Origin of the sequence: Dactylosporangium sp. CA-052675, from assembly GCF_050947935.1 — a bacterium.
Taxonomy (GTDB): domain Bacteria; phylum Actinomycetota; class Actinomycetes; order Mycobacteriales; family Micromonosporaceae; genus Dactylosporangium.
In genome coordinates this window covers 1,402,437-1,426,262 of record NZ_CP192010.1, presented here as the reverse complement: position 1 = coordinate 1,426,262, position 23,826 = coordinate 1,402,437, and the positions used below count along the sequence as shown (strand labels likewise).

The window sequence follows — 23,826 nt, the reverse complement described above, 5'->3', positions numbered from 1 at the left end:
GAAGGGTAACCAGGGGTCGTCGGTGAAAGTTGTCACCCCACTAGAGTGAGTGCCGTGGCGGATGCGATCACGGTGCGCGGGCTGCGCAAGGCCTACGACAAGGCGGTGGCCGTCGACGGGGTCGACCTCGACGTGCGCGACGGCGAGGTGTTCGCGCTGCTCGGCCCGAACGGGGCCGGCAAGACGACGACGGTCGAGATCCTCGAGGGGTTCCGGCACCGCACGTCCGGCGAGGTCACGGTGCTGGGCATCGACCCGCAGCGCGGGGACGCGGCCTGGCGGGCGCGGGTCGGCGTCGTGCTGCAGAGCACCGGCGAGTTCGACGACCTGACCGCGCGCGAGGTCGTCCACCACTTCGCGAACTACTACCCGTCCGCCGCCGACCCGGACGAGATCATCACGCGCGTCGGGCTGGCCGAGAAGCAGAACGCCCGCACCCGGACGCTCTCCGGCGGCCAGAAGCGCCGGCTCGACGTCGCCCTGGGCATCGTCGGGCGGCCCGAGCTGCTGTTCCTAGACGAGCCGACGACCGGCTTCGACCCCGAGGCCCGCCGGGAGTTCTGGGGGCTGATCCGCGACCTCGCCCAGGCCGGCACCACGATCCTGCTCACCACCCACTACCTCGACGAGGCCGAGGCCCTGGCCGACCGCGTGGGCGTGCTGGCCGGCGGGAAGCTCATCGCCGTCGACTCGCCCGGGCGGCTCGGCGGCCGCGGCGACGGCGGCGCCACGGTCGGCTGGCACTCCCCCGACGGCCCGCGCAGCGAGCGCACCGACAGCCCGACCGCCGTGGTCGCGCGCCTGGCCGAGCAGTTCGGCGGCGAGGTGCCGGGCCTGACCGTCACCAGACCGAGCCTCGAGGATGTGTACCTGCGGATGATCGGCAGCCCCCAGGAAGTGAGCAAGGAATGACCACCCTGCGGCTCGGCCTCCTGCGGGGCGGCCTGGAGATCAAGCAGTTCCTGCGCAGCCGCGAGTCGGTGGTCTTCACCCTCGCCTTCCCGCTGATCCTGCTGTGCGTGTTCGGCGCGGTCTTCGGCGGCGAGATCGCGCCCGGGGTCACCTTCACCCAGTACTTCGCGGCCGGCATGATCGCCGCGGGCCTGCTCGCCACCGGGTTCCAGAGCCTGGCCATCCAGATCCCGATCGAGCGGGAGAAGGGCATCCTCAAGCGGCTGCGCGGCACGCCGATGCCCCGGGCCGCCTACTTCATCGGCAAGATCGTCATGGTGCTGGCCATCGGCCTCGTCGAGACGGTCCTGCTCGTCACGGTCGCGACCCTCTTCTTCGGCGTCAAGCTGCCCGCCACCGGCGAGAAGTGGCTGACCTTCGTCTGGGTGGCGCTGCTGGGCATCACCGCCTGCACGCTGTGCGGGATCGCGTTCTCCTCGCTGGCCCGCTCGGGCCGCAGCGGACCGGCGGTCGTGACCCCCGTGGCGATCGTGCTGCAGTTCATCTCCGGGGTCTTCTTCCAGTACACGGAGCTGCCGAACTGGATGCGCGGGATCGCCTCGGTCTTCCCGCTCAAGTGGATGACCCAGGGGATGCGCTCGGTGTTCCTGCCCGACTCGTTCGCGGCCCAGGAGCCCGCGGGCAGCTGGCAGCACGGCGCGATCGCGCTCGTGCTCGGCGGCTGGATCGTGCTCGGGCTCGCGCTGTGCCTGCTGACCTTCCGCTGGACCGAGCGCGACTGACCAGACGCGCGAGCGAACGAACGGACGCGGCTCACCGAGCGCGATCGGCTGACCGAGCGCGAGCGAACGGTTCTTGCCACCGCGGACGCCGGGATTCCTGGCGGGAGCAACGGTCCGCAGGTGACGCGGACCCGAGCAAAAAATCCTGCATTGCACCCGTTCACTGCCGATCAGCGTTGGGTGACGGGTCGGCTCGGCAAGGCGATCCGCCGGGTCGGCCGCACCGGCGCCCTGGCGATCACGCTCGTGCTCGCGCTCGGCCTCGGCGCGTCGTGGCAGGCCGCGCACGCCATCCGCGACGGGCAGCGGGAGCGCGCGCAGGGCGTCCTGGACCGCGCGGCCATGCTCTCCGACGCGTCCGTGCGCTCGGAGATCCACCGCTACCTCGACGCGCTGCGCACGGTCGCCGCCGCCGTCGGCTCGCACGACGAGCTCACCGCCGACGACTTCGCCGCGACCACCGCGCCCCTGCGCCAGGCCGGGCTCGTCGGGGCGACCTCGCTGGTCTTCCTCGTCGCCGCGGACGACACCCAGATCGCCTCGGTCCAGAACTACTGGCGCGACCGCGGCGCCGCCGACCTGCGGTTGCACCCCCAGGGCAGCGGCCACGAGCACCTGTTCACCATCTTCACCCGCCCGCTGGACACCTCGGCCGTCCTGCCCGCCGGCACCGACCTGTCCCAGGCCTCCGAGCCGACCACCGCGCTGTGGGAGTCGCGGCGCTCCGGCGAGGCCGCCGTCTCCGACACGTACGTGCTGCTGCGCGACCGCGGCCTGCCCGCCGACCGGCAGCAGCTGTCGTTCGTGCTCGCCGCGCCCGCGTACGGCGATCCGGCCCCGGACGGGCGGCGCGACTTCAAGGGCTGGGTCGTGCTCGGCCTGCGCGGGCAGGACTTCATCGGCGGCGTGCTCACGCGGGCGACCCAGGGGCAGGCCGACGCCGAGCTGTGGGCGCAGAACGGCGGCGGCCAGGAGAGCCGCGTCGCCCGGCTGCACCAGGCCGGCCAGCATCCCGACAGCCACCGCGACCTGCACGTGCAGATCGCCAACCGGGAGTGGCGGCTGGTCGTCTCGGTCGACGCGGCGAGGATGGGCGGCTCGGCGCCGATCCTGCCGCTCGTCGTCGGGCTCGGCGGCACCCTGCTCACCCTGCTCGTCTGCGCGATGCTGTGGGCGCTCGCGGGCGCCCGCGGGCGGGCCGAGGAGCGGGTCGTGACCGCGACCGCGGGGCTGCGCGCCGCCCAGCGCACCGCCGACAACCAGCTCGCGCTGCTCAACGGCATCCTGGATCGCATCAGCGACGGCGTCGGGGTGGTCGACGCCGACGGGGCGTTCATCGTGCACAACCCGGCCGCCCAGGCCATGCTCGGGCGGACGCTCGACGGCGACGAGTCGGGGGCGTCGCGCTTCCTGCGGCCCGACGGCGTCACCGAGTTCCCGGCGGACGAGCTGCCCCTGGTGCGCGCCCTCGCCGGCGAGTCCACCGACCGCGTCGAGATGATCCTGCGCGGGCCCGACCGGCCCGACGGGGTGTTCCTGTCGGTCAGCGGGCGGCCGCTGGACCACGACGGGCAGCGCGGCGCGATCGTGGTGTTCCACGACATCACCGAGGCCCGCGAGCGGGAGGCCGACCTCGCCGCGTTCGCCGGGATCGTCGCGCACGACCTCAAGAACCCGCTGACCGTCATCGGCGCGCACGCGGAGATGGCCCGCGACGCGCTGCCGGACCGGCCCGACCAGGCCTACGACAGCCTCGAGCGCGTCGGGGCGGGCGTCGTGCGGATGCGGCGCCTGATCGACGACCTGCTCGCGTACGTCACCGCGCGCGACGCCGCCCTCAAGCCGTGCGAGGTGGACCTCGGCGAGCTCGTGGCCGACGTCGTGGCGGAGCGGGTCGGGCACCTGCGGGTGCGGCCGGACGTGTACGTCGGCACGCTCCCCCGCGCCGAGGCCGACCCCGCGATGCTGCGGCACGTGCTGGACAACCTGGTCGGCAACGCGCTCAAGTACGTGCGGCCGGGCCGCGTGCCGAAGGTCGACATCAGCGCCCAGCCGTCCGGCCCCGGCTGGATCCGCGTGGAGGTCGCCGACCGCGGGATCGGCATCCCCGACGCGGACAAGCCGCACGTGTTCGAGTCGTTCCACCGGGCGCACGCCGGTCAGTCGTACGGCGGGACCGGCCTCGGCCTCGCGATCTGCCGCCGCATCGTGGACCGCCACGGCGGCACGATCACGGTGACCGACAACCCCGGCGGGGGCAGCCGCTTCAGCTTCACCGTCCCGGCCGCGGTGCCCGTGGCGCCCGCGACCGTGGACGCTCACGAGTACGTGTAGAAGGCTCCGATACGTGATCAACTGGTGGCAGACTGTGCATGTGCCCCTCATGTACCTCGCGGGATGGGCCGCTTCCGCCGGCGTGCTGGCCGCGCTGCTGCTCATCATCCGGCTGCTGAAGTACGGCGTTCCCGCCTCGCCCCCGCCGCGCCCCTCGGTCGACTACGGCCTGCTCCGCACGGTGTCGATGGTGGGCGAGCTGGCCTTCGCGCGCGACGTCCGGGACCGCCTGCGCAGCAACGGCGTGCGCGCGACCCTGGCCACGGGGCCGGACGGCATGGTGCGCATCCTGGTCTTCGCCGACGAGCTGGACCGCGCCCGGCGCCTGATCAGTTCCTAGCCCCGCCGCGCTACGGTTCGACGGTGACGAATACGCCCCGCGAGGCGGAGACCCGCATCGGACCGATCGGCGCGCTGCTGAGCCGGCTCGCGTTTCTGGCCATCTGCCTGCCGGGACCGATCGTGCTCATCGGCGCCCTCAAGTCCGGGCCGCCCCTGTCGCCCAGGGACCTCTGGATCCTGCTGGCCGGCGACCTGCTGGTGACGGTCGTCGGGGTCGGCTTCGGCGTCTTCGGCTGGCGGCTCGTCACCCGCTCGCGCCGCGACGCGCGCCGCCTGGCCGCCGCCGGCGTCGACGCGACGGCCGAGATCCTGACGGTGGCGAACCACCTCGGCGGCGAGGAACCCGGCCTCGAGCTGCGCCTGCGCATCAGCGGCCCCGGGTTCGCCACCTTCGAGGCCGACACGATCCGCCCCGACGACCCGGCCCTGCGGCCCGGCGCGGCGCTGCCCGCCGTCGTCGACCCCGCCGACCGGCTGTTCCGGGTCGGGTAGCCGCTCAGAAGTCGAACTGGTCCGGCGGGGCGACCGAGCGCTCGACCTCCACGCCCAGGGCCCGCAGGTCGGCCTCGAAGCTCGGGTAGCCCCGGTCGATGTGGTGCACGTGGCGGATCTCCGTGACCCCGTCCGCGCACAGCCCGGCGATCGCCAGCCCGGCCCCCGCGCGGATGTCCGTCGCGGTGACCGGGGCCCCCGACAGCCGGTCCTTGCCCCGCACGACCGCGTGGTGCCCGTCGGTGCGGATGTCCGCGCCGAGGCGGGACATCTCGTTGATGAACATGAAGCGCCCGTCGAAGATGTTCTCGGTCACCAGCGACGAGCCCTCGGAGACCGCCGCCAGGCCCACCGCCATCGGCAGCAGGTCCGTCGCGAAGCCCGGGAAGGGCAGGGTCACCACGTCGACGGCCTTCGGGCGGCCCGGCATCACCACGCGGAACGAGTCGGCCGCGGTGCTCACCTCGCCGCCGGCGGTCACGACCTTGTCCAGCGCGATCTCCAGGAACGCCGGGTCGATGCCGTGCACGGTCACGTCGCCGCGGGTCATGGCGGCCGCGAAGGCCCACGTGCCGGCCACGATCCGGTCGCCGACGGTGCGGTGCTCGACCGGGTGCAGCTCCGGCACGCCCTGCACGACCAGGCGCGAGGAGCCGGCCCCCTGGATGTCGGCGCCCATGTCGGTCAGCATGCGGCAGATGTCCACGATCTCGGGCTCGCGGGCGGCATTGTCGATCTCGGTGCGGCCGTTCGCGAGCACGGCCGCCATGAGCAGGTTCTCGGTCGCGCCGACGCTCGGGAAGTCCAGCCAGATGGTGGCGCCGTGCAGCTTCGGGGCGGTGGCGATGACGAAGCCGTGCTCGCCCGAGATGTCCGCGCCCATCCGGCGCAGGCCCTCGACGTGCATGTCGAGGCCGCGGGAGCCGATCGCGTCGCCGCCGGGGTGGGCGACGCGCACGTGGCCGCGGCGGGCCAGCAGCGGGCCGAGCACGCAGATCGAGGCGCGCAGGCGGCGCACGAGGTCGTAGTCGGCCTCGGTGCCGAGCTCCTCCGGCACGTCGATGGTGACGCGGTCCTCGTCCTGCTCGACCTCGCAGCCGAGCCGGCGCAGCACCTCCGCCATGATGGCGATGTCGGTGATGCGCGGCACGTTCGTCAGCACGCTGCGGCCGGTCGCGAGCAGCGCCGCCGCCATCAGCTTGAGGGCCGAGTTCTTCGCCCCGACCACGGATACGTCACCGGCCAGCCGGGCGCCGCCCATCACACGGATCACGTCCACGTCCGTCATCGTAGGGGGATTCCGTACCGTGAAAACCATGGCCATTCACCTCACGCGGATCTACACGAAGACCGGAGACACCGGCACGACGGGACTGGGCGACTTCTCGCGGGTGTCGAAGACCGACCCGCGCCTGGTCGCGTACGCCGACGTCGACGAGACCAACGCCGCGATCGGCGCCGCGCTCGCGCTGGGCGCGCTCGACGAGCGGATCGCGACGGTGCTGCGGGCCGTGCAGAACGACCTCTTCGACGTCGGGGCGGACCTGTGCAACCCCATCGCGGCCGACCCGCCGCACCCGCCGCTGCGCGTGACGGCCGGGCAGGTGGAGCGCCTGGAGCAGTGGTGTGACGAGTTCAACGAGGAGCTGCCCAAGCTGGACTCCTTCATCCTGCCCGGCGGCACCCCCGGCGCCGCGCTGCTGCACGTGGCCCGGACGGTGGCCCGGCGGGCCGAGCGCAGCGCCTGGGCGCTCTGGGAGGCCGATGCGCGACGGACCAACGAGATTGCGCTGCAGTACCTCAACCGCCTGTCGGACCTGCTGTTCATCCTGTGCCGCACGGCCAACCCGGGCGGCGACGTGAAGTGGGTGCCCGGCGGCGAGCGGTAGACAGGCTCAGCTCGCCTTGTAGCGGTACGGCCGCGTCTCCGGGGTCGAGTCCCCCGGGGGCGCCGCCTCGACCCAGGACAGGAAGCCGGTCAGGGCCCGCTCCGCCATCGCGATCTCGACGGGCGACTGGCGGCTGACGCACCGGACGATCACCCAGTCGGGCGGCAGCACGAGCAGCTCGGCCGCGTCCGGGGCACGGCGGCGGTCGACGGCGAGCCCGCGCCGGGAAAGCACTCGGCGCGGGCCCGGCCAGAAGCTGAAGATGCGATACCACCGCAGCTCGTCGCCGGCGAACCGGGCGAGCCCGGCCGACCAGCCGCGACCGGGGATGATGGTGCTCAGGCGCACCCCGAGCTCGATGGTGCCGCCCTGCCGCGCGATCACGAGCCGGCGCAGGAACAGCACCGCCAGGGCGGCCAGCAGGATCAGGACCGCGATGCCGATGCCCTCGACGATCCTCACCTGCGCCGCCCGGCCGTCAGTGGGCTGCGGAAGCGGTGGCGGGGGTGCAGCTCTCGGCGAGGACCGTCACGCCGGTGCCGCTGACGGAGATGAACCCGCCGGCGACGTCGTACGCCAGTTCCTGACCGTTCTGCTTGATGCGCACCTGGCCCTCTTCGGCGAGCTGGCCCAGGAGCGGCTCGTGGCCGTAGAGGACGCCGAGTTCACCCTCCGTCGTGCGCGCCACGACCATGTCCGCGTCGCCGGACCACACTTTTTCCTCGACGGCTACGAGCTCCACGTGCAGCTGCCTCGCCACGCTAGTTACTCCTCGTGTGCGCGATTCGGTTTGGACGAGTCTAGTCAATGATCCGACGCGCCGAGCAGTGGGCCTCACCACGTTGGCACACCTGGTGAAGCGCGCTTGCCACGCCGCGCGCGGAGTCTCGGGTCGAACACTTCAGAGCGTGACGCACGTCACCGCCCAGCGAAGTGGCTTTGCCGAAAATTGCAGATGTTCATCAACAAAGGAGAAGGCGCGCCACCGGCCCGGCGACGCGCCTCCCGAAGACCGACGAAGGTCAGTCCTTCATCAGGTCGTGCGCCTTCTTCTCGAGGTCCTCGAGGCCACCGCACATGAAGAACGCCTGCTCGGGGAAGTGGTCGTACTCGCCCTCGCTGATCTTCTTGAACGCCTCGATCGTCTCCTTGAGGGGGACGGTCGAGCCCGGGATGCTCGTGAACTGCTCCGCGGCGTAGGTGTTCTGCGACAGGAACCGCTCGATACGGCGGGCCCGCGCGACCGTCACCTTGTCCTCTTCGGACAGCTCGTCCATGCCGAGGATGGCGATGATGTCCTGCAGGTCCTTGTACTTCTGCAGGATCCGCTGCACCTCGCGGGCGACCGTGTAGTGCTCGATGCCGACGAACTCCGGCGCGAGGATGCGCGAGGAGGACGCCAGCGGGTCGACGGCCGGGTAGATGCCCTTGTCCGAGATCGACCGCTCGAGGTTGGTCGTCGCGTCGAGGTGGGCGAACGTCGTGGCCGGCGCCGGGTCGGTGTAGTCGTCGGCGGGCACGTAGATCGCCTGGAGCGAGGTGATGGCCTTGCCCCGCACGGAGGTGATGCGCTCCTGCAGCAGACCCATCTCGTCGGCCAGGGTCGGCTGGTAACCGACGGCGCTCGGCATACGGCCGAGCAGCGTCGACACCTCGGAGCCGGCCTGCGTGAACCGGAAGATGTTGTCGATGAAGAGCAGCACCTCCTGGTTCTGCACGTCACGGAAGTACTCCGCCATGGTCAGCGCGGAGAGCGCGACGCGCAGCCGGGTGCCCGGCGGCTCGTCCATCTGGCCGAAGACCAGCGCGGTCTTGTCCAGAACGTTGCCCTCGGCCATCTCCAGGATGAGGTCGTTGCCCTCACGGGTGCGCTCACCCACGCCGGCGAAGACCGACGTACCACCGAAGTTGCGGGCGACACGGGTGATCATCTCCTGGATGAGCACCGTCTTGCCCACGCCGGCGCCGCCGAACAGGCCGATCTTGCCACCGCGCACGTAGGGCGCGAGCAGGTCGAGGACCTTGATGCCGGTCTCCAGCATCTCGGTCTTCGGCTCGAGCTCGGCGAACTTCGGGGCCGGGCGGTGGATCTCCCAGCGGTCCTTGATCTCGAGCTTCGACTCGTCGGCGTTGAGGACCTCGCCGAGCGCGTTGAACACGTGGCCCTTGGTCACGTCGCCGACCGGCACCGAGATGCCCGCGCCGGTGTCGCGCACCTCGGCCCCGCGGATGAGGCCGTCGGTGGGCTGCATGGAGATCGCGCGCACCATGTTGTCGCCGAGGTGCTGGGCCACCTCGAGCGTCAGCTTCTTCGTGCCCTCGGAGAGGGTCACGTCGACGTGGAGCGCGTTGTAGATGTCGGGCATGGCGTCACGCGGGAACTCGGCGTCGACGACCGGGCCGATGACCCGGACCACGCGGCCGACCGCGGTCTTCGTGTCTGCTGGTGCAGTCATCACACATCACTTCCCGCCGCCGCCAGCGCGTTGGCGCCGCCGACGATCTCGCTGATTTCCTGGGTGATCGCCGCCTGCCGCGCGGAGTTCATCTCGCGGGTGTACCGCTTCAGCAGGTCGTCGGCGTTGTCGGAGGCGCTCTTCATGGCGCGCCGGCGGGCGGCCGACTCGCTGGCCGCCGAGTCCAGCAACGCCGCGAAGATGCGCGTGTTGATGTACTTCGGCAGCAGCGCCTCGAGCAGCGCCTCGGCGTCCGGCTCGAACTCGTACGCCGGCAGTGGTCCGCTGACCTCGGTCTCCTCGACCTCCATCGGCGCGACGATCCGCGCGATCGGGGTCTGGGTCATCAGGGAGCGGAACTGCGTGTGCACCATGTACAGCTCGTCGATGCCGAGGATGCCGTCCGCGCCGGGGCCGTCGACCGAGTCGTCGGCGCCGTTGACGAAGGCCTGGATGAGCGTCTCGCCGATCTCCGACGCGTTCTCGTAGCGCGGCTGCTCGGAGAAGCCCGTCCAGCTCCCGGCGATCTCACGACCGCGGAAGCGGTAGTACGCCACGCCCTTGCGACCGGCGACGTACAGCGCGACCTGCTTGCCCTCGCCGCGCAGCTTGGCGATCAGCTGCTCCGCGGTGCGCAGCGCGTTGGCGTTGTAGCCGCCGCACAGCCCCCGGTCGCTGGTGACGACGAGCACGCCGGCCCGGTGGACCGGGGTGCGCGGCGCCAGCAGCGGGTGGTCGAGGTTCGCGTTGCTGGCCAGCGCCGTCAGCACGTCCGTGATCGCGTCGGCGTAGGGGCGGGAAGCGGCAACCCGCTCCTGCGCCTTGCCGATGCGGCTCGTGGCGACGAGCTCCTGCGCCTTGGTGATCTTCTTGGTCGACTTGACCGTGCGGATCCTCCGGCGCAGCGCCTGTACCTGACCGGCCATGCGTCAGCCCGACTTCCGGACCTGGCGGGTGACGGTCTCGCGGGACTGCTCGCCCTCCAGCGCCTTGGCCGGCGCCTCGTTGACCGCGGTCTCGCCGTCCTTGGCCGAGAACACCTGCTTGAACGAGTTGATCGCCTCGGTCAGGCCGTCGATCGTGCTCTGCTCGAGCTTCTTGGTCGAGGCGATCGCGTCGAGCAGCTCCTTGCGGCTGGAGCGCAGGTGCTGCAGGAACTCGGTCTCGAAGCGGCGGATGTCACTGACCGCGACCGAGTCGAGCTGGCCCGTGGTGCCGGCCCAGATCGAGACGACCTCCTCCTCGACCGAGAAGGGCGAGTACTGCGGCTGCTTGAGCAGCTCGACCAGGCGGGCACCCTTGTCCAGCTGGGCGCGGGAGGCCTTGTCCAGGTCGGAGGCGAACGCGGAGAACGCCTCGAGCTCGCGGTACTGCGCCAGGTCGAGCCGAAGCCGGCCGGCGACGTCCTTCATGCCCTTGACCTGGGCCGAGCCGCCGACCCGCGACACCGAGGTGCCGACGTTGATGGCCGGGCGGACACCCTGGTTGAACAGGTCGGACTCCAGGAAGACCTGGCCGTCGGTGATGGAGATGACGTTCGTCGGGATGTAGGCCGAGATGTCGTTGGCCTTGGTCTCGATGATCGGCAGGCCGGTCATCGAGCCGCCGCCGAGCTCCTCCGACAGCTTCGCGCAGCGCTCGAGCAGCCGCGAGTGCAGGTAGAAGACGTCGCCCGGGTAGGCCTCGCGGCCCGGCGGGCGGCGCAGCAGCAGCGACACGGCGCGGTAGGCCTCGGCCTGCTTGGTCAGGTCGTCGAACACGATCAGGACGTGCTTGCCGCCGTACATCCAGTGCTGGCCGATGGCCGAGCCGGTGTAGGGGGCGAGGTACTTGAAGCCCGCCGGGTCGTCCGCCGGGGAGGCCACGATGGTGGTGTACTCCATCGCGCCCTGCTCTTCGAGGGTGCCCTTGATCGCGGCGATCGTGGTCGCCTTCTGGCCGATGGCGACGTAGATGCAGCGGACCTGCTTCTTCGGGTCGCCGGACTTCCAGTTGTCCCGCTGGTTGATGATCGTGTCCAGCGCGACCGTGGTCTTGCCGGTCTTGCGGTCACCGATGATCAGCTGGCGCTGGCCGCGGCCGATGGCGGTCATGGCGTCGATCGCCTTGATGCCCGTCTGCAGCGGCTCCTTGACCGGCTGGCGGGCCATGACGTTCGGCGCCTGCAGCTCGAGCTCGCGGTAGCCCTCGTTGGCGATGTCGCCGCGGTCGTCGATGGGCTCACCCAGCGGGTTGACCACGCGGCCGAGGAAGGCGTCGCCGATCGGCACCGAGAGCACGCGGCCGGTCCGCTTGACCTGCTGGCCCTCCTCGATGCCCTCGAACTTGCCGAGGACGACGACGCCGATCTCGCGGACGTCGAGGTTGAGCGAGACGCCGAGCGTGCCGTCCTCGAACTCGAGCAGTTCGTTGGCCATGGTCGAGGGAAGGCCTTCGACCTGGGCGATACCGTCGCCGGCGTACGAGACGACGCCGACCTCCTCGCGGGAGATCTTTGAGTCAACGGACGAGACGTAGCGCTCGAGTGCGCCCCGAATGTCGTCCGAGGAGATGGTCAGCTCGGCCATCCTCAACCTTCTATCTGGAGTATCAAGCTTCGGGGTAATTACTTCGAGAGCGCCGTCTTGGCCTCGGCGAGGCGCCGGGCGACCGTGCCGTCGTAGAGGTCCGCGCCGACCTTGACCCGCACGCCACCGATGATGCGCGGATCGACGTCGACCTTCAGGGAGACGTTCCGACCGTACAACTCGGCGAGGCGAGCGGCCAGGCGCTGCTCCTCGGCCTCGCTCAGCGCGACGGCGGTGGTCACGTAGGCCACCGACCGGTCCCGCTTCGCGGCGGCCAGCTCGACCAGGCGGCTGATCGAGCTGTCGAAGCCCCGGCCGCCGAAACCGGCGACCGCGAGCTGCGTGAGGCCGAGCGTGGCCGGCTTGGCCTTGCCCTTCAGCAGGCCCGACACGAGCTCCGAGCGCACCGCGACGGGAGCGGTGGTGTCGCTCAGGGCACCGGCGAGCCGCGGGTCGCCCGCGACGATCTGGCTGAAGCGGAAGAGCTCGTCCTCCACGTCGGCCAGGTCCCCGGCCCGGTCGGCGGCCGACAGCAGCGCGTCGGCACCGAGCCGCTCGACGCCGTCGAGCAGCGCGCCCGGCCCGGACCAGCGTCCGGACACCAGCACGCTGAGCAGGTCGACGGTCTCGGTGCCGACCTTGCCCGACAGGATCGAGCCGATCAGCTCCGCGCGGTCGGCCCCCGGGCGGCCCGGGTCGGCCAGCGCCCGGCGCAGCCGCGGCTCGCGCCGCAGCAGGTCCGCGACCGCGAGGATCTCGTCGGCGGCCTTGGAGATCGCAGCGACGTCAGCGCTCGCCGAGAACCCGGCGAGCCTGTCGGCGGCGGCCCCGTAGGCGTCGCGGTTGGCGGTGTTCGTGAACGCCGCGTCCATCAGCGCCGCCCGGCGGCACCGGCCGCGTCGCCTTCGCCGATCTCCTCGAGGAACCGCTCGACCGTGCCACGGCGGCGGGCCTCCTCCTCGAGCGATTCGCCGACGATCCGGCCGGCCAGGTCGACCGCGAGCGAGCCGATCTCGGCGCGCAGCTGGCGGACGATGGTCTGCCGCTCCGTCTGCAGGGCGTCGCGCCCCGCGGCGATGATGCGGTCGCTCTCCTCGCGGGCCTTGGCGAGGATGTCCTCGCGGATGCCCGTCGCGTCGGCGCGCGCCTCATCACGAATGCGAGCCGCCTCGGTGCGGGCCTCGGCGAGCTGCTCCTTGTACTGCTGGAGCAGCCGGTTCGCCTCGGCCTGCGCCTCCTCGGCGCGCTTGATCCCGCCCTCGATCGCGTCGACACGCGCCCGGAAGGTCTCCTCCATGCGCGGGAAGACGAACTTCATGAGCACGAAGCACAGGATCGCGAAGGCGATGCCGCCGACGACGATCTCCTGCCAGATCGGGATGATCGGGTTGTGCTCAGCTTCTTCAGCGAAGATCAGCATGGGAAACCTCCCGGCTCGTTCGAAGGGGGGAGGTTACTTGCCGAACACGAAGCCGAAGGCGATACCCAGCAGGGCGAGCGCCTCGACCACGGCGAAGCCGAGGAACATGTACGTACGGGTGAGGCCGGCCGACTCGGGCTGACGCGCCGTCGACTGGATGTACGAGGCGAAGACGATACCGACGCCGATGCCGGGGCCGATCGCGGCGAGGCCGTAACCGACCGCGGCCATGCTTCCGGTGATCTCTGCCAGAGCCATCTGTGAATCCTCCTGGGATCTCGCGTGAACGGTTCACGCGGGACAACTGAAAAAGGTGGAGCGGCAACGCTTTCGAAGTTCGAGAAGCGGGGGTGGGTGGTGCGGGGACGCCGGGTGCGGCTCAGTGCTCTTCGGCCAGGGTGCCGGCGAGGTAGTTGGCCGTCAGCAGCGTGAAGACGTAGGCCTGCAGGGCGGCGATCAGCAGCTCGAAGAACGTCAGCATGATCGTCATCGCCCAGGAGACCACGGAGATCGGCTTGAGGAAGAGGCTCTCCGCGTTGAGCAGCGCGAACCCGCCGAGCGTGAACACCAGCAGCAGCATGTGGCCGGCGAACATGTTGGCGAAGAGCCGCAGCGCCAGGGTGAGCGGCTGCAGGATGAACGCCTGCAGGGCCTCGATCGGCAGCAGCAGCGGCTGCATGAACCACGGGGCCGGCAGCACCGTCGCGTGCTTGAGGTAGCCGAGGAAGCCGTGCTTCTTGAAGCCCTGGTAGAGGTAGAGCCCGTAGGTGCACAGCGCCAGCATCAGCGGGAAGGCGATGTGGGCCATCGGCGACACCTGGATGAACGGCACGATCGAGAAGACGTTGCCGACCAGGATGAAGATGAACAGGCTGGCCAGGTAGGGCGCGAAGCGCAGCCCCTCGTGGCCGATGACGTCCTTGGCCACGCCCTCGCGCACGAACCCGTAGAGGCTCTCGGCGAGCCACTGGCCCTTGGTGGGCACGACCTTCGGGTTGCGGTAGGCGACCAGGAAGAAGACGATCACGATCGCGGCGGCCAGCCACAGGAACAGGCTGAACTTGGTAAGCCACTCCGCACCGCCGAACAGGGCGGGCGGGTAGATGTCATTCACGCTGGGCGGGAAGGGCACCTCCGCCAGAACCTGACCGCTCACCACGTTCCTCTCGACATGTATTGAAGTGCCACCGGCTCAGGCGCCGAGCTTCTTGACCACGAGGTAGATGCCGCCGGCCGCGCCGAGCACGCATCCGATCCCGGTGACGATCCCGTCCGACCCGAGCCAACGGTCGATGAGCCAGCCGACGAAACCCCACACGGCAATGCCCGAGATGAGGTATCCGACGGCGGCCCAACCTGTATTGGCGCCACTCGCACCGGATTGCTTTGGTGTCTGGTTATCCGCCATGACGCGGTGACCATATCAGCCTGCCGGGAGCACCCGTGCATCGACCCCCGCGTGCTCATCGCGCGGGGGTTCCTCATCGGGCCGGGGCCATCAACCGGCGGTCGTCAACGCTACTCCTCTGAATGCTCGCGGAGGGTCAACTACACGACTGACGCATGAGTGAATGTTGCGCACGGTCACCCCCAGGGGCTTAGCTAAGCGTGCATCCTAACAATGGGTACCCGGGTGGTGACCATGCGCAACGCCGCCATCGCTTTCTTGTTGATCCTCGCGGCCGTCGTCGTGACGAAGACCGGCCGCGACCAGACGCCTCGCCCCGTGGGCGGGATCACGGGGACACTGTGTTCCATTTCACCACAGCGTGTCACACAGCGTGACGGAAAACTCGTCGGCGAGGCTCGCTTCCACTGCGACTCCCCCGGCCCGGACCGGCTCGCGCTGACCGTCCGGCTGCAGCGCAGTACCGATGCGGGCTGGACGACGGTGGCGCAGCAGACGTTCACGGCGGCCAAGGGCGAGACATTGCGCTCCGTACCGGCCGCTCAGCGCGCTCGGCAGGTCACCGCGGCCTGCTCGGCCGGCACGTATCGAACAGCGGCGGAATGGTCGGTGAACGGCGGCCGAACCGGCGCGGCGCTCGGCTCCGAGCGGCGCAGTCCGTGCGGCTAGACCTCGACGTAGGGGATCTTGGCGCGCCACACCCACACCGCGTGCGCGGTCATCCAGGCGATCACCGACACGATCACCGAGACGCCCATCCACGGCAGCCCGGCCCAGTTCGTGTTCAGGGCGGCCCACATGGCGAAGCCGATGATCGTGAACTTGATGATGTAGGTCGCCAGCGCCACCGGCAGCAGCATGTGGTGCGCCTTCAGATCGGTCCAGGCGATGACCAGGCTGGAGACCACGTAGCTCAGGGTGACCAGCGCGACCCCGGCCGCGTCCCCGCCGACGCCGGTCCAGCCGTCGCGCCACAGCGCGATGGGCACGGTGACGACCAGCACGATCGCCATCGCGAGCAACTGGGCGGGAAGGTGGTGCAGCCGCTTCTTCATCGCGTCGAAGGATACGCGGGGAACGCGGATGTGAGCTCCCGCACCCGCTCCGCCACCGGCTCGCCGCGGACGGCCGCGGCGATGAGCGCCGCGATCCGCCGCATCTCGGGCTCCTTCATGCCCTGGGTCGTGACCGAGGGCGTCCCGACGCGGATGCCGGAGGCGGTCATCGGCTTCTCGGGGTCGTACGGGATGGCGTTCTTGTTGAGCGTGATCCCGCCGGCGTCGCAGCGCTCCTCCGCCTCGCGGCCGGTGATGCCCAGCGCGCGCAGGTCGATGAGCGCCAGGTGCGTGTCGGTGCCGCCGGACACGGGCCGCATGCCCTCGCCCTCCAGCGCCGCGGCCAGCGCCTTCGCGTTCGCGACGACCTGGCGGGCGTAGTCGGCGTAGGCGGGCTGGGACGCCTCCCGCAGCGCCACCGCCTTCGCCGCGACCGCGTGCATGAGCGGGCCGCCCTGGGTGAAGGGGAACACGGCCTTGTCGATGCGCTGGGCGAGGGACTCCCGGCACAGGATCATGCCGCCGCGGGGGCCGCGCAGCACCTTGTGCGTGGTCGCGCACACGACGTCGGCGTGCGGCACCGGCGACGGGATCGCCCCGCCCGCGACCAGGCCGATGAAGTGCGCGGCGTCGACCATGAGGTAGGCGCTCACCTCGTCCGCGATCGCCCGGAACCGCGCGAAGTCGATCAGCCGCGGGTAGGCGGTCGCCCCGCAGACGATGAGCTTCGGCCGGTGCGCCAGGGCCAGGTCGCGCACCTCGTCGTAGTCGATCAGCTCGTCGTCCTTGCGCACCGGGTAGCCGACCGTGGTGAACCACTTCCCGGAGAAGTTGACCTTGCTGCCGTGGGTCAGGTGGCCGCCGTGCGGCAGCTCCATCGCCAGCACGGTGTCGCCGGGCATGAGCAGGGCGGCGTACGCGGCCAGGTTGGCGCTCGACCCGCTGTGCGGCTGGAGGTTGGCGTGCTCGGCGCCGAAGAGGGCCTTCGCCCGCTCGATGCCCAGCGCCTCGGCCCGGTCCACCTCGCCGCAGCCGCCGTAGTAGCGGCGGCCCGGGTAGCCCTCGGCGTACTTGTTGGTGAGCGTGGAGCCGAGCACCGCGAGCACGGCCGGCGAGGTCAGGTTCTCGCTCGCGATGAGCTGGAGCCCGCCGCGCAGGCGCGCGAGCTCGTCGAGGACGACGTCGGCGATCTCGGGATCGGTCTCCCGCAGCGCGTCGAAGTCGGGCCCCCAGTACATGTCGCCCATGAAATGAGTCTAGGGGCCGATTGCGCAGGGTAAGCATGAAGTCATGCGATGTCTGGTAACCGGCGCGACCGGGTACGTCGGCGGCCGCCTGGTCCCCCGCCTGCTGGCGGCCGGACACGAGGTGCGCTGCCTGACCCGCGACCCGCGCCGCCTGCGCGACGTGCCCTGGTCGGAGCGCGTCGAGATCGTCACCGGCGACGTGGCCGAGGACGAGGGCCTGGCCGAGGCGATGCGGGGCGTCGAGGTGGCGTACTACCTGGTGCACGCCCTGGGCCAGGAGTCCTTCGAGGACGTCGACCGCCTCAGCGCGCTCAACTTCGCCGTCGCGTGCGAGCGGGCCGGGGTGGAGCGGATCGTGTACCTCGGCGGCCCCGTCCCGCCCGGTAAGGCCTCCGCGCACCTGCGCTCCCGCGGCGAGGTCGGCGACATCTTCCTGCGCTGTGCCGTGCCGGCCACGGTGTTCCGCGCCGCGGTCATCATCGGCTCGGGCTCGGCGTCGTTCGAGATGCTGCGGTACCTGACCGAGCGGCTGCCGGTCATGGTCACCCCCGCCTGGGTGCGCAACCGCATCCAGCCCATCGCGATCCGCGACGTGCTGCGGTACCTCGTCGCCGCCGCCACGGTCTTCCCGCCGCCGGTGAACCGCGCGTTCGACATCGGCGGCCCAGACGTGCTCACCTACGCCGGGCTGATGCAGCGCTACGCCCGCATCGCCGGCCTCCGGCGCCGTGTGCTGGTGCCCGTGCGCGTCCTGACCCCGCGGCTGTCGTCGCACTGGGTGGGCCTCGTCACCCCGGTGCCCAACCGGATCGCCCGCCCGCTCGTGGGCAGCCTCATCCACGAGGCGGTCTGCACCGAGCACGACATCGCCGCCTACGTACCCGACCCGCACGACGGCCTGACCGGCTTCGACACCGCGGTCTCGCTCGCCCTGCGCCGCATCCGCGACGCCGACGTGGAGACCCGCTGGTCCGGTGCCATGCCGTCCAGCGCGCCGAGCGACCCGCTGCCGAGCGACCCGGCCTGGTCGGGCGGCAGCGCCTACCGCGACGAGCGCGCCCATTCCACGCAGGCGTCGCCCGAGCAGCTCTGGCACGTGATCGAGTCGATCGGCGGCGAGCACGGCTGGTACTCCTCCCGCCTCGCCTGGTCCCTGCGCGGCGTCGTCGACCGGCTCTTCGGCGGCGTGGGCCTGCGCCGGGGCCGCCGGGACCCGCAGCGGCTCTACGCCGGGGAGGCGGTGGACTTCTGGCGGGTGGAGGAGATCGTCCCCGGCGAGCTGCTGCGGCTGCGGGCCGAGATGAAGATGCCCGGGCGCGCGTGGCTGGAGCTGCGCGCCGCCGTCGACGAGCAGGACCGCACCGTCTACGAGCAGGTGCTCGTGTTCGTCCCGCGGGGGCTGGCCGGGCACGTGTACTGGCGCACGGTCGCCCCGCTGCACGGGCTCGTCTTCGGGCGCATGGCGCGCAACATCGCCAGGGCCGCGCTCAGCGTGCGAACAGCGCCTCAGCCAACGGCGCGGTCGTAGCGCGGATCTCGTCGGCGACCCGGCTGAAGTAGGAGTCGGCGCGGCCCCACGGGTCGTCCAGCTCGTCCGACGCCAGGGCCGGCCGCCCCGCCCGCGCGCGATCGGCCGCCTCGACCAGGGCCACCCCGCGCTCGTACACGCTCGCCCCGGCGGGTGGCTCCAGGCCGCGGATCAGCCGGCCGAACTCGCCGAAGACGAACGTGCGCGCGGCCGCGTCCGGGCGCAGCTCGGCCACGAACTCGACCTGCTCGATCGTCGCGGTGAGCACCAGGTCGGAGGCGTCGACGTGCTCGGCGAGCAGCTTGCGCGCCCGGAACCCCTCGACGCTGCCGCCGCGGGCCCGCACCTGCCGGGCCGCCTGCGGGTCCATCGGCTCCCCCGCGTGCCAGCCGCCGGTGCCGGCGCCGTGCACGTAGAGATCGTCCGCCGAGCCGCCCAGCGCGAGCGCGTCGGCCACGAGGAGCCGCTCGGCCATCGGCGAGCGGCAGATGTTGCCCATGCAGACGCACAGCACGCTGAACGGCGCCATCGGCAGGCCTGTCCGGACCCGGGCGCGATCAGGACTCGAGCGCGATGAGGTCGGGCACGACCTCCCGCAGCTTCTCCAGCGGGATCGCGCCGGCCCGCAGCACCCGGTGCTCGCCGCCGACGACCGAGATGATCGTGGACGCGACGGGCTCGGGGCAGGGGCCGCCCTCGAGGTACACGCTCACCGAGTAGCCCAGCTGGTCCCGCGCCTCGGCGGCGGTCTCGGCCGGCGGCTGCCCGTGCTTGTTGGCCGACGACACCGCCATCGGGCCGGTCTCGCGCAGCACCTCCAGCGCGATGGGGTGCAGGGGCATGCGCACCGCGACCGTGCCGTCGGTGCTGCCCAGGTCCCACTGCAGGCTCGGCGCGTGCTCCACCACGATGGTCAGCGCACCGGGCCAGAACGCGTCGACCAGGTCGCGGGCGGCCTGGGGCAGGCCGAACACGAGCCCGTCGAGCGTGTGCCGCGAACCCACCAGCACCGGCACCGGCGTGGTGCGACCCTTGGCGTTGTTGAGCGCGGTGACGGACCAGGACTTGAACGCGTCGGCGCCGATGCCGTACACCGTGTCGGTCGGCATGACGATCAGGTCCCCGCGGCCAACGGCCTCGATGGCGGCGGCGATCCCGCGCTCGCGCTCGGCGAGCACGCTGCAGTCGTAGAGCATCACGAGACGCTAGTCTGCCACTCGCCGAACCGCGCCGAACGGTGGCCGTCCGGTGCGCATAGCCGACACTCGAAGATGTTTCGGCATCGCCCGCCGGACCGGCAGGATGGACGCGCCCGGACGACGCTCGCGCGAAGCGACTTGGGGAGAAGACACTAGGTGAAGATTTCGGTTGTCCGTGCGACTGATCTCGGCCCGGCGGAACTGGATCGCTGGCGCGCCCTGCAGCGGGCCGACCCGGCCCTGGCCAGTCCGTTCCTGTCACCCGAGTTCACCCTCGCGGTCGCCCGGGTGAGGCCCGCCGCGCGGGTCGCCGTGCTCGAGGACGACGGACAGGTGGCCGGCTTCTTCCCCTACGAGGTCCGCCGGCGGGTCATCGGCGTGCCGATCGGCTTCGGCATCTCCGACTGCCAGGGGCTCGTGCACGCGAAGGGGCTCGAGTGGGACCCGATCGCGCTGCTGCGCGCGTGCAACCTCCCCGTCTGGGAGTTCGATCACCTGATGGGCGACCAGGCCCCGTTCGCGCCCTATCACCGGGAACGCGCGGGTTCGCCGATCATGGACGTGTCCAAGGGCTATGAGGAGTACGTCGCCGACCGGATGCGCGAGGGCGACGTGATCCGCCAGGCCAACCGCAAGCAGCGGGGCATGGTGCGCGACCTCGGCGAGGAGCGCTTCGTCTGGGAGGACCGCAGCGACACCGCGTTCGACGCGCTGCGGGCCTGGAAGTCGGCGCAGTACCAGCGCACGCAGCAGTACGACCGGTTCGACACGCCCTGGATCCGCCAGGTCATCGACGAGCTGATGACCTCCGGCGCGCCCGGGTGCCGCGCCGTCGTCTCCACGATCTACGCGGGCGACCGGCCGGTCGCGGCGCACCTCGGGCTGCGCAGCGAGTCGGTGCTGGCCTACTGGTTCCCGTCCTACGACACCGAGCTGCACAAGTACTCGGCCGGCATCCTGCTCTGCCTGCGCATGGCCGAGGCCGGGGCGGCGGACGGCATCGGCCACATCGACCTGGGCAAGTCCAAGGCGCTGTACAAGGACCGGCTGCGCAACGACGAGCTGCCGGTGGCCGCGGGGCGGGTCGGGCGGTCGTGGTCGGTCACCTCCGCGCGGCGGGCGCAGGACGCGATGATGCGGTCGGTGAAGACGGGCAAGGTGGGGGACGCCCTGCGCAGCGGGCGCACCGGCAAGCTGTTGCGCATGGTCAAGTCGCGGCTGGCGGGCAAGTGAACGCGGAGGCGAACGTGCAGGACGAGGCCGTCGCGGTCGTCGTGGTCACCTACAACAGCGAGCAGCTGCTGCCGGCCCTGATGGAGTCGCTCGGCACCGGCCTGGACGGCGTGCGCTGGCACCTGACGGTGGCGGACAACGCCTCGGCCGACGGCACCGTCGAGGCGCTGCGCCGGCTCGCGCCCGAGGCCACCATCGTCGAGATGGGCCGCAACGCCGGCTACGCCGCGGGCATCAACGCCGCCGTGGCCGTGGCCGGTCCGCACACGGCCGTGCTCGTGCTCAACCCGGACGTCCGGCTCGGCCCCGGCTGCATCCGCACGCTGCTGGACACGCTGCGCACGCCCGGGGTCGGGCTCGCCGTGCCGCGCATCGAGGACGGCACCGGGCGGCTCATCCCCACCCTGCGCCGCGAGCCCTCGATCCCGCGCATCCTCGGCGACGCGCTGCTGGGCGCCCGGCGGGCCGGCAAGTTCCGGGTCCTCGGCGAGGTGATCACCGATGACGCGTACTACGAGCAGGAGCGCATGGCCGACTGGGCCGAGGGGTCGACCATGTTGGTGAGCAAGGAGTGCTGGGAGCGCTGCGCACCCTGGGACGAGTCCTTCTTCCTGTACTCCGAGGAGACCGACTTCGCCCTGCGCGCCCGCGACGCCGGCCTCGGCACCCGGTACAACCCCGCCGCCCGCGCCGTGCACCTGGAGGGCGACTCGCGCGTCTCGCCCCGGCTGTGGGCGCTGCTCACCACCAACCGGGTCCGGCTCTACCGCCGCCGGCACTCCCTCGCGGCCACGTCCGTCTACTGGTCCGCGCTCCTGCTGCGCGAGTCCAGCCGGGCCGTGACCGGCAAGCCGCAGAGCCGCATGGCGGTGAAGTCGCTGCTCAGCCCCACCCGCATGCGCGAGACGCCCGGCCCGTGGACGGTGCACCCCTCGGTGCCCCGCCCGTCGTAGGGGCGCTCAGCGGAGGCGCTTGACGGTCCCGGCCAGCGCGTTGCGGGTGCGCATGGCCGGGGTCCGGCTCGCGGCGATCTGGGCCCGGAAGCTCGCCGCGGTGTCGCCCCGGCGGACGCTGTACCGCGGCTGCAGCCATCGTCCCCGGCGCGCGTAACGGCGATCGCTCGTGAACACCTCGGCGTAGCCCAACCGGCGCAGCTCGCTCAGCGTCTGGCGGTCGTAGCGGCCCAGCGGGCAGGCGGCCTGCGTGACGGGCGCCCCGATGACCTCGGCGATGGTCTCGCGGGCGGTCACGAACTCGTCCCGGCGCCGGTCGGCGTCCAGGCCGCGCCACGGGTGGTGGTGCATCCCGTGGGTGCCGATGTTCATGCCCTGCCGCCGCAGCTCCCGCACCGCGTCGGCGTCGAGGCTGCCGGGCGAGCGCAGCCGGCCCGCCAGCACGAAGAAGTCGGCGGTCAGGCCCCGCTCCAGCAGCGCCGGCAGGCCGACGGTGATGTCCGAGGTGTTGCTGTCGTCGAAGCTGAGCCGCAGCGCCGGCAGATCGCCCGCGGCCGAGGCGGCCACCACGTCGTCGAGGATGCGGTGGAACGTGTCCGCGTCGATCCAGTACGTGTCCTCGCCCGGCTCGAGCTCGCGCTCGGGCGTGCCGATGCCGTGGAACAGGACGTTGAGGACCTCGCCGTCCGACGACGTCATGAGGCTGAGGCCTGGGCCCGGCGCAGCCGCTTGGCCAGCAGACGGTTCCACACCTCGATGTAGCCGCGGCTCTGGTGCTCCCAGGACAGCTCGTGGGCGAAGCGGGCCAGCCCGATCTCGCGCATCCGCTGCCGCTCGGCCGGGTCGTCCAGCAGCGCGGCCAGGGCGGTGGCGTACTCGTGCGGCGTGCCGTGCTCGACGTACACCGCGGCCTCGCCGGCGCTGCGGCGGGTCTCGATCAGGTCCGCCGCGACGACGGGCACCCCGCGGCCGAGGTACTCCACCGTCTTGGCCATCGTCGAGAGGTTGTTCATGCGCGTGGGCAGGTCGGGCTGGATGGCCACGGTCGCCTTGCGCAGCAGCTCGTCGATCGCCGGGCCCTCGAGCCAGCCGGTGAACTCCACGACGTTGCCGAGGCCGCGATCCGCGACGAGCTTGGTCAGCGCGGGCAGGGTCTCGCCGTCGCCCGCGATGACCATCCGCCAGTCGGGCCTGGGCCGCAGCCGGATCAGCTCCTCGGCCGCCAGCACCGCGCCCTCGACGTTGTCCTGGGGGCCGAGCACGCCGAGGTAGACGATCGTGTGCTCGTCCGGCGCGCTCGGCGGCGGGGCGGGCTTGATCTCGCTCGCGCTCGGGCCGTTGCGCACGACGGTGATCTTCTCGGGCTTGACGCCGCGGCCGAGGGCGTTGGTGCGGTACGACTCGTTGGTGGCGAAGACCGCCGTCGCGGTGCGCAGGGTGAGCCACTCGAAGGCGACCAGCGTGCCGAACACGAGGCTGTTCGGCGTGCCGGAGCGGGTGGCGTAGACCTCGGGGCACAGGTCGTGGTGGTCGAACACCCACGGGCGGCCCAGCGCGCGGAACAGGATCGCCAGGGGCCAGTACGCGTCCGGCGGGTTGCACACCTGGACCGCGTGGGCCCGCCCGGCGAGGATCTCGCCCAGCAGCCGGAACGCGATGCAGATGAACGACCAGGCGAACTCGACCGCGAAGGTGACGACACCACTGCCGTAGACCTTGACGGGGTACGGCTTGAGCCGGGTGTTGCGGCTGTTCGGCAGGGTCTTGAGCGACGGGTCGCCCCGCGGCGCGATGACGGTGACGTCGTACCCGTTCGCCTCGAGACTCAGGCACTCGCGGATGACGCGACGGTCTCGCTCCGCGGGCAGGTTGGCCACGAGGATTGCGACGTGCGGCCGCGTGTTGGCCATGGTCCGGATCGCCCCGTTCCGCCGTTGAGACATGAAAGTACGGATGTACGCTGCGCGACTCCTCCGGCGAAGGCAATGGGCCGGTCAGGTGCCAACCTG

General features: G+C 71.5%; 27 protein-coding genes. 10 read left to right on the top strand and 17 right to left on the bottom strand.

All coding sequences use genetic code 11. From position 1 onward, the window contains the following. Positions 1-54: 54 nt before the first annotated feature. The 5 genes from ACQP1P_RS06410 (at position 55) to ACQP1P_RS06390 (ending at position 4,862) form a co-directional block, all read left to right on the top strand. Positions 55-912, top strand: coding sequence for an ABC transporter ATP-binding protein (locus ACQP1P_RS06410; protein WP_433084041.1), 858 nt, complete (start codon positions 55-57; stop codon positions 910-912). Continuing rightward, positions 909-1,694 carry an ABC transporter permease gene (locus ACQP1P_RS06405; RefSeq protein WP_433084039.1) on the top strand — a complete coding sequence of 262 codons (786 nt, stop codon included), beginning with the start codon at positions 909-911 and terminating at the stop codon, positions 1,692-1,694. Before ACQP1P_RS06410 ends, ACQP1P_RS06405 begins: the two co-directional genes overlap by 4 nt. 180 nt (positions 1,695-1,874) lie before the next feature. Then, positions 1,875-4,028, top strand: coding sequence for an ATP-binding protein (locus tag ACQP1P_RS06400; protein ID WP_433084037.1), 2,154 nt, complete (start codon positions 1,875-1,877; stop codon positions 4,026-4,028). A gap of 40 nt (positions 4,029-4,068) precedes the next feature. Further along, complete coding sequence (locus ACQP1P_RS06395) at positions 4,069-4,368, top strand: hypothetical protein (protein WP_433084035.1); 300 nt, start codon at positions 4,069-4,071, stop codon at positions 4,366-4,368. Between the two features lie 23 nt (positions 4,369-4,391). Then, complete coding sequence (locus tag ACQP1P_RS06390; RefSeq protein WP_433084033.1) at positions 4,392-4,862, top strand: hypothetical protein; 471 nt, start codon at positions 4,392-4,394, stop codon at positions 4,860-4,862. Between the two features lie 4 nt (positions 4,863-4,866). Here ACQP1P_RS06390 and murA read toward each other — a convergent pair whose 3' ends face one another. After that, the gene (gene murA / locus ACQP1P_RS06385; RefSeq protein ID WP_433084031.1) at positions 4,867-6,150 is read right to left on the bottom strand and encodes a UDP-N-acetylglucosamine 1-carboxyvinyltransferase; all 1,284 of its coding nucleotides are present in this window, start codon (positions 6,148-6,150) and stop codon (positions 4,867-4,869) included. Positions 6,151-6,178: 28 nt separating this feature from the next. Between murA and ACQP1P_RS06380 the strand changes: the two genes are divergently transcribed. Next, positions 6,179-6,751, top strand: a complete 573-nt coding sequence (locus ACQP1P_RS06380) for a cob(I)yrinic acid a,c-diamide adenosyltransferase (protein ID WP_433084029.1) — start codon at positions 6,179-6,181, stop codon at positions 6,749-6,751. 6 nt (positions 6,752-6,757) lie between these two features. Here the strand turns inward: ACQP1P_RS06380 and ACQP1P_RS06375 are convergent, their stop codons facing one another. The 10 genes from ACQP1P_RS06375 to ACQP1P_RS06330 all read right to left on the bottom strand — a co-directional run bounded on the left by ACQP1P_RS06375 (position 6,758) and on the right by ACQP1P_RS06330 (position 14,602). Continuing rightward, positions 6,758-7,213, bottom strand: coding sequence for a DUF2550 domain-containing protein (locus ACQP1P_RS06375; RefSeq protein ID WP_433084027.1), 456 nt, complete (start codon positions 7,211-7,213; stop codon positions 6,758-6,760). Positions 7,214-7,229: 16 nt separating this feature from the next. Beyond that, positions 7,230-7,511, bottom strand: a complete 282-nt coding sequence (locus ACQP1P_RS06370) for a F0F1 ATP synthase subunit epsilon (protein ID WP_350616156.1) — start codon at positions 7,509-7,511, stop codon at positions 7,230-7,232. 262 nt (positions 7,512-7,773) lie between these two features. After that, positions 7,774-9,207, bottom strand: a complete 1,434-nt coding sequence (gene atpD, locus ACQP1P_RS06365; protein ID WP_433084025.1) for a F0F1 ATP synthase subunit beta — start codon at positions 9,205-9,207, stop codon at positions 7,774-7,776. Continuing rightward, the gene (locus ACQP1P_RS06360) at positions 9,207-10,133 is read right to left on the bottom strand and encodes a F0F1 ATP synthase subunit gamma (RefSeq protein ID WP_433084023.1); all 927 of its coding nucleotides are present in this window, start codon (positions 10,131-10,133) and stop codon (positions 9,207-9,209) included. The genes atpD and ACQP1P_RS06360 overlap by 1 nt, the downstream gene beginning before the upstream one ends. Before the next feature lie 3 nt (positions 10,134-10,136). Beyond that, a complete protein-coding gene (atpA, locus tag ACQP1P_RS06355) occupies positions 10,137-11,774 on the bottom strand; it encodes a F0F1 ATP synthase subunit alpha (protein WP_433084021.1) in 1,638 nt (545 codons plus the stop codon). Between the two features lie 38 nt (positions 11,775-11,812). After that, positions 11,813-12,646: a F0F1 ATP synthase subunit delta gene (locus ACQP1P_RS06350; protein ID WP_433084019.1), complete on the bottom strand. Its 834-nt coding sequence runs from the start codon at positions 12,644-12,646 to the stop codon at positions 11,813-11,815. Next, a complete protein-coding gene (locus ACQP1P_RS06345) occupies positions 12,646-13,191 on the bottom strand; it encodes a F0F1 ATP synthase subunit B (RefSeq protein ID WP_433089865.1) in 546 nt (181 codons plus the stop codon). The genes ACQP1P_RS06350 and ACQP1P_RS06345 overlap by 1 nt, the downstream gene beginning before the upstream one ends. 36 nt (positions 13,192-13,227) lie before the next feature. Then, positions 13,228-13,452 carry an ATP synthase F0 subunit C gene (atpE, locus tag ACQP1P_RS06340; protein ID WP_223101581.1) on the bottom strand — a complete coding sequence of 75 codons (225 nt, stop codon included), beginning with the start codon at positions 13,450-13,452 and terminating at the stop codon, positions 13,228-13,230. 121 nt (positions 13,453-13,573) lie between these two features. Continuing rightward, positions 13,574-14,350, bottom strand: coding sequence for a F0F1 ATP synthase subunit A (gene atpB / locus ACQP1P_RS06335; protein ID WP_433084017.1), 777 nt, complete (start codon positions 14,348-14,350; stop codon positions 13,574-13,576). 36 nt (positions 14,351-14,386) lie between these two features. Beyond that, on the bottom strand, positions 14,387-14,602 hold the full coding sequence (locus tag ACQP1P_RS06330; RefSeq protein ID WP_350616168.1) for an AtpZ/AtpI family protein: 216 nt from the start codon (positions 14,600-14,602) through the stop codon (positions 14,387-14,389). Between the two features lie 234 nt (positions 14,603-14,836). Between ACQP1P_RS06330 and ACQP1P_RS06325 the strand changes: the two genes are divergently transcribed. After that, the gene (locus ACQP1P_RS06325; RefSeq protein ID WP_433084015.1) at positions 14,837-15,271 is read left to right on the top strand and encodes a hypothetical protein; all 435 of its coding nucleotides are present in this window, start codon (positions 14,837-14,839) and stop codon (positions 15,269-15,271) included. On the opposite strand, the gene ACQP1P_RS06320 is transcribed toward ACQP1P_RS06325, so the two are convergent. Continuing rightward, on the bottom strand, positions 15,268-15,657 hold the full coding sequence (locus ACQP1P_RS06320) for a hypothetical protein (protein ID WP_433084013.1): 390 nt from the start codon (positions 15,655-15,657) through the stop codon (positions 15,268-15,270). The two genes, ACQP1P_RS06325 and ACQP1P_RS06320, sit on opposite strands and share 4 nt — an antisense overlap. Then, the gene (gene glyA / locus ACQP1P_RS06315; protein ID WP_433084011.1) at positions 15,654-16,904 is read right to left on the bottom strand and encodes a serine hydroxymethyltransferase; all 1,251 of its coding nucleotides are present in this window, start codon (positions 16,902-16,904) and stop codon (positions 15,654-15,656) included. The genes ACQP1P_RS06320 and glyA overlap by 4 nt, the downstream gene beginning before the upstream one ends. A gap of 43 nt (positions 16,905-16,947) precedes the next feature. Between glyA and ACQP1P_RS06310 the strand changes: the two genes are divergently transcribed. Beyond that, entirely contained in the window at positions 16,948-18,432 is a 1,485-nt protein-coding gene (locus tag ACQP1P_RS06310) for an SDR family oxidoreductase (protein WP_433084009.1), read from the top strand. On the opposite strand, the gene ACQP1P_RS06305 is transcribed toward ACQP1P_RS06310, so the two are convergent. Both ACQP1P_RS06305 and ACQP1P_RS06300 read right to left on the bottom strand, forming a co-directional pair. Next, a complete protein-coding gene (locus tag ACQP1P_RS06305; RefSeq protein WP_433084007.1) occupies positions 18,392-18,961 on the bottom strand; it encodes a phosphotyrosine protein phosphatase in 570 nt (189 codons plus the stop codon). The two genes, ACQP1P_RS06310 and ACQP1P_RS06305, sit on opposite strands and share 41 nt — an antisense overlap. A gap of 28 nt (positions 18,962-18,989) precedes the next feature. Continuing rightward, on the bottom strand, positions 18,990-19,628 hold the full coding sequence (locus ACQP1P_RS06300; protein ID WP_433084006.1) for an L-threonylcarbamoyladenylate synthase: 639 nt from the start codon (positions 19,626-19,628) through the stop codon (positions 18,990-18,992). A 159-nt stretch (positions 19,629-19,787) separates the two neighbouring features. On the opposite strand from ACQP1P_RS06300, the gene ACQP1P_RS06295 reads away from it, so the two are divergent. Both ACQP1P_RS06295 and ACQP1P_RS06290 read left to right on the top strand, forming a co-directional pair. Continuing rightward, a complete protein-coding gene (locus tag ACQP1P_RS06295; RefSeq protein WP_433084004.1) occupies positions 19,788-20,864 on the top strand; it encodes a GNAT family N-acetyltransferase in 1,077 nt (358 codons plus the stop codon). A gap of 14 nt (positions 20,865-20,878) precedes the next feature. Beyond that, the gene (locus tag ACQP1P_RS06290) at positions 20,879-21,817 is read left to right on the top strand and encodes a glycosyltransferase family 2 protein (RefSeq protein ID WP_433084002.1); all 939 of its coding nucleotides are present in this window, start codon (positions 20,879-20,881) and stop codon (positions 21,815-21,817) included. A gap of 6 nt (positions 21,818-21,823) precedes the next feature. On the opposite strand, the gene ACQP1P_RS06285 is transcribed toward ACQP1P_RS06290, so the two are convergent. Together ACQP1P_RS06285 and ACQP1P_RS06280 are read right to left on the bottom strand one after the other, a co-directional pair. Further along, positions 21,824-22,516, bottom strand: coding sequence for a polysaccharide deacetylase family protein (locus tag ACQP1P_RS06285; protein WP_433084000.1), 693 nt, complete (start codon positions 22,514-22,516; stop codon positions 21,824-21,826). Beyond that, positions 22,513-23,727 (bottom strand): glycosyltransferase family 4 protein, encoded by a 1,215-nt coding sequence (locus tag ACQP1P_RS06280; RefSeq protein WP_433083998.1) that lies wholly within the window; start codon positions 23,725-23,727, stop codon positions 22,513-22,515. The genes ACQP1P_RS06285 and ACQP1P_RS06280 overlap by 4 nt, the downstream gene beginning before the upstream one ends. Between the last annotated feature and the right edge of the window lie 99 nt (positions 23,728-23,826).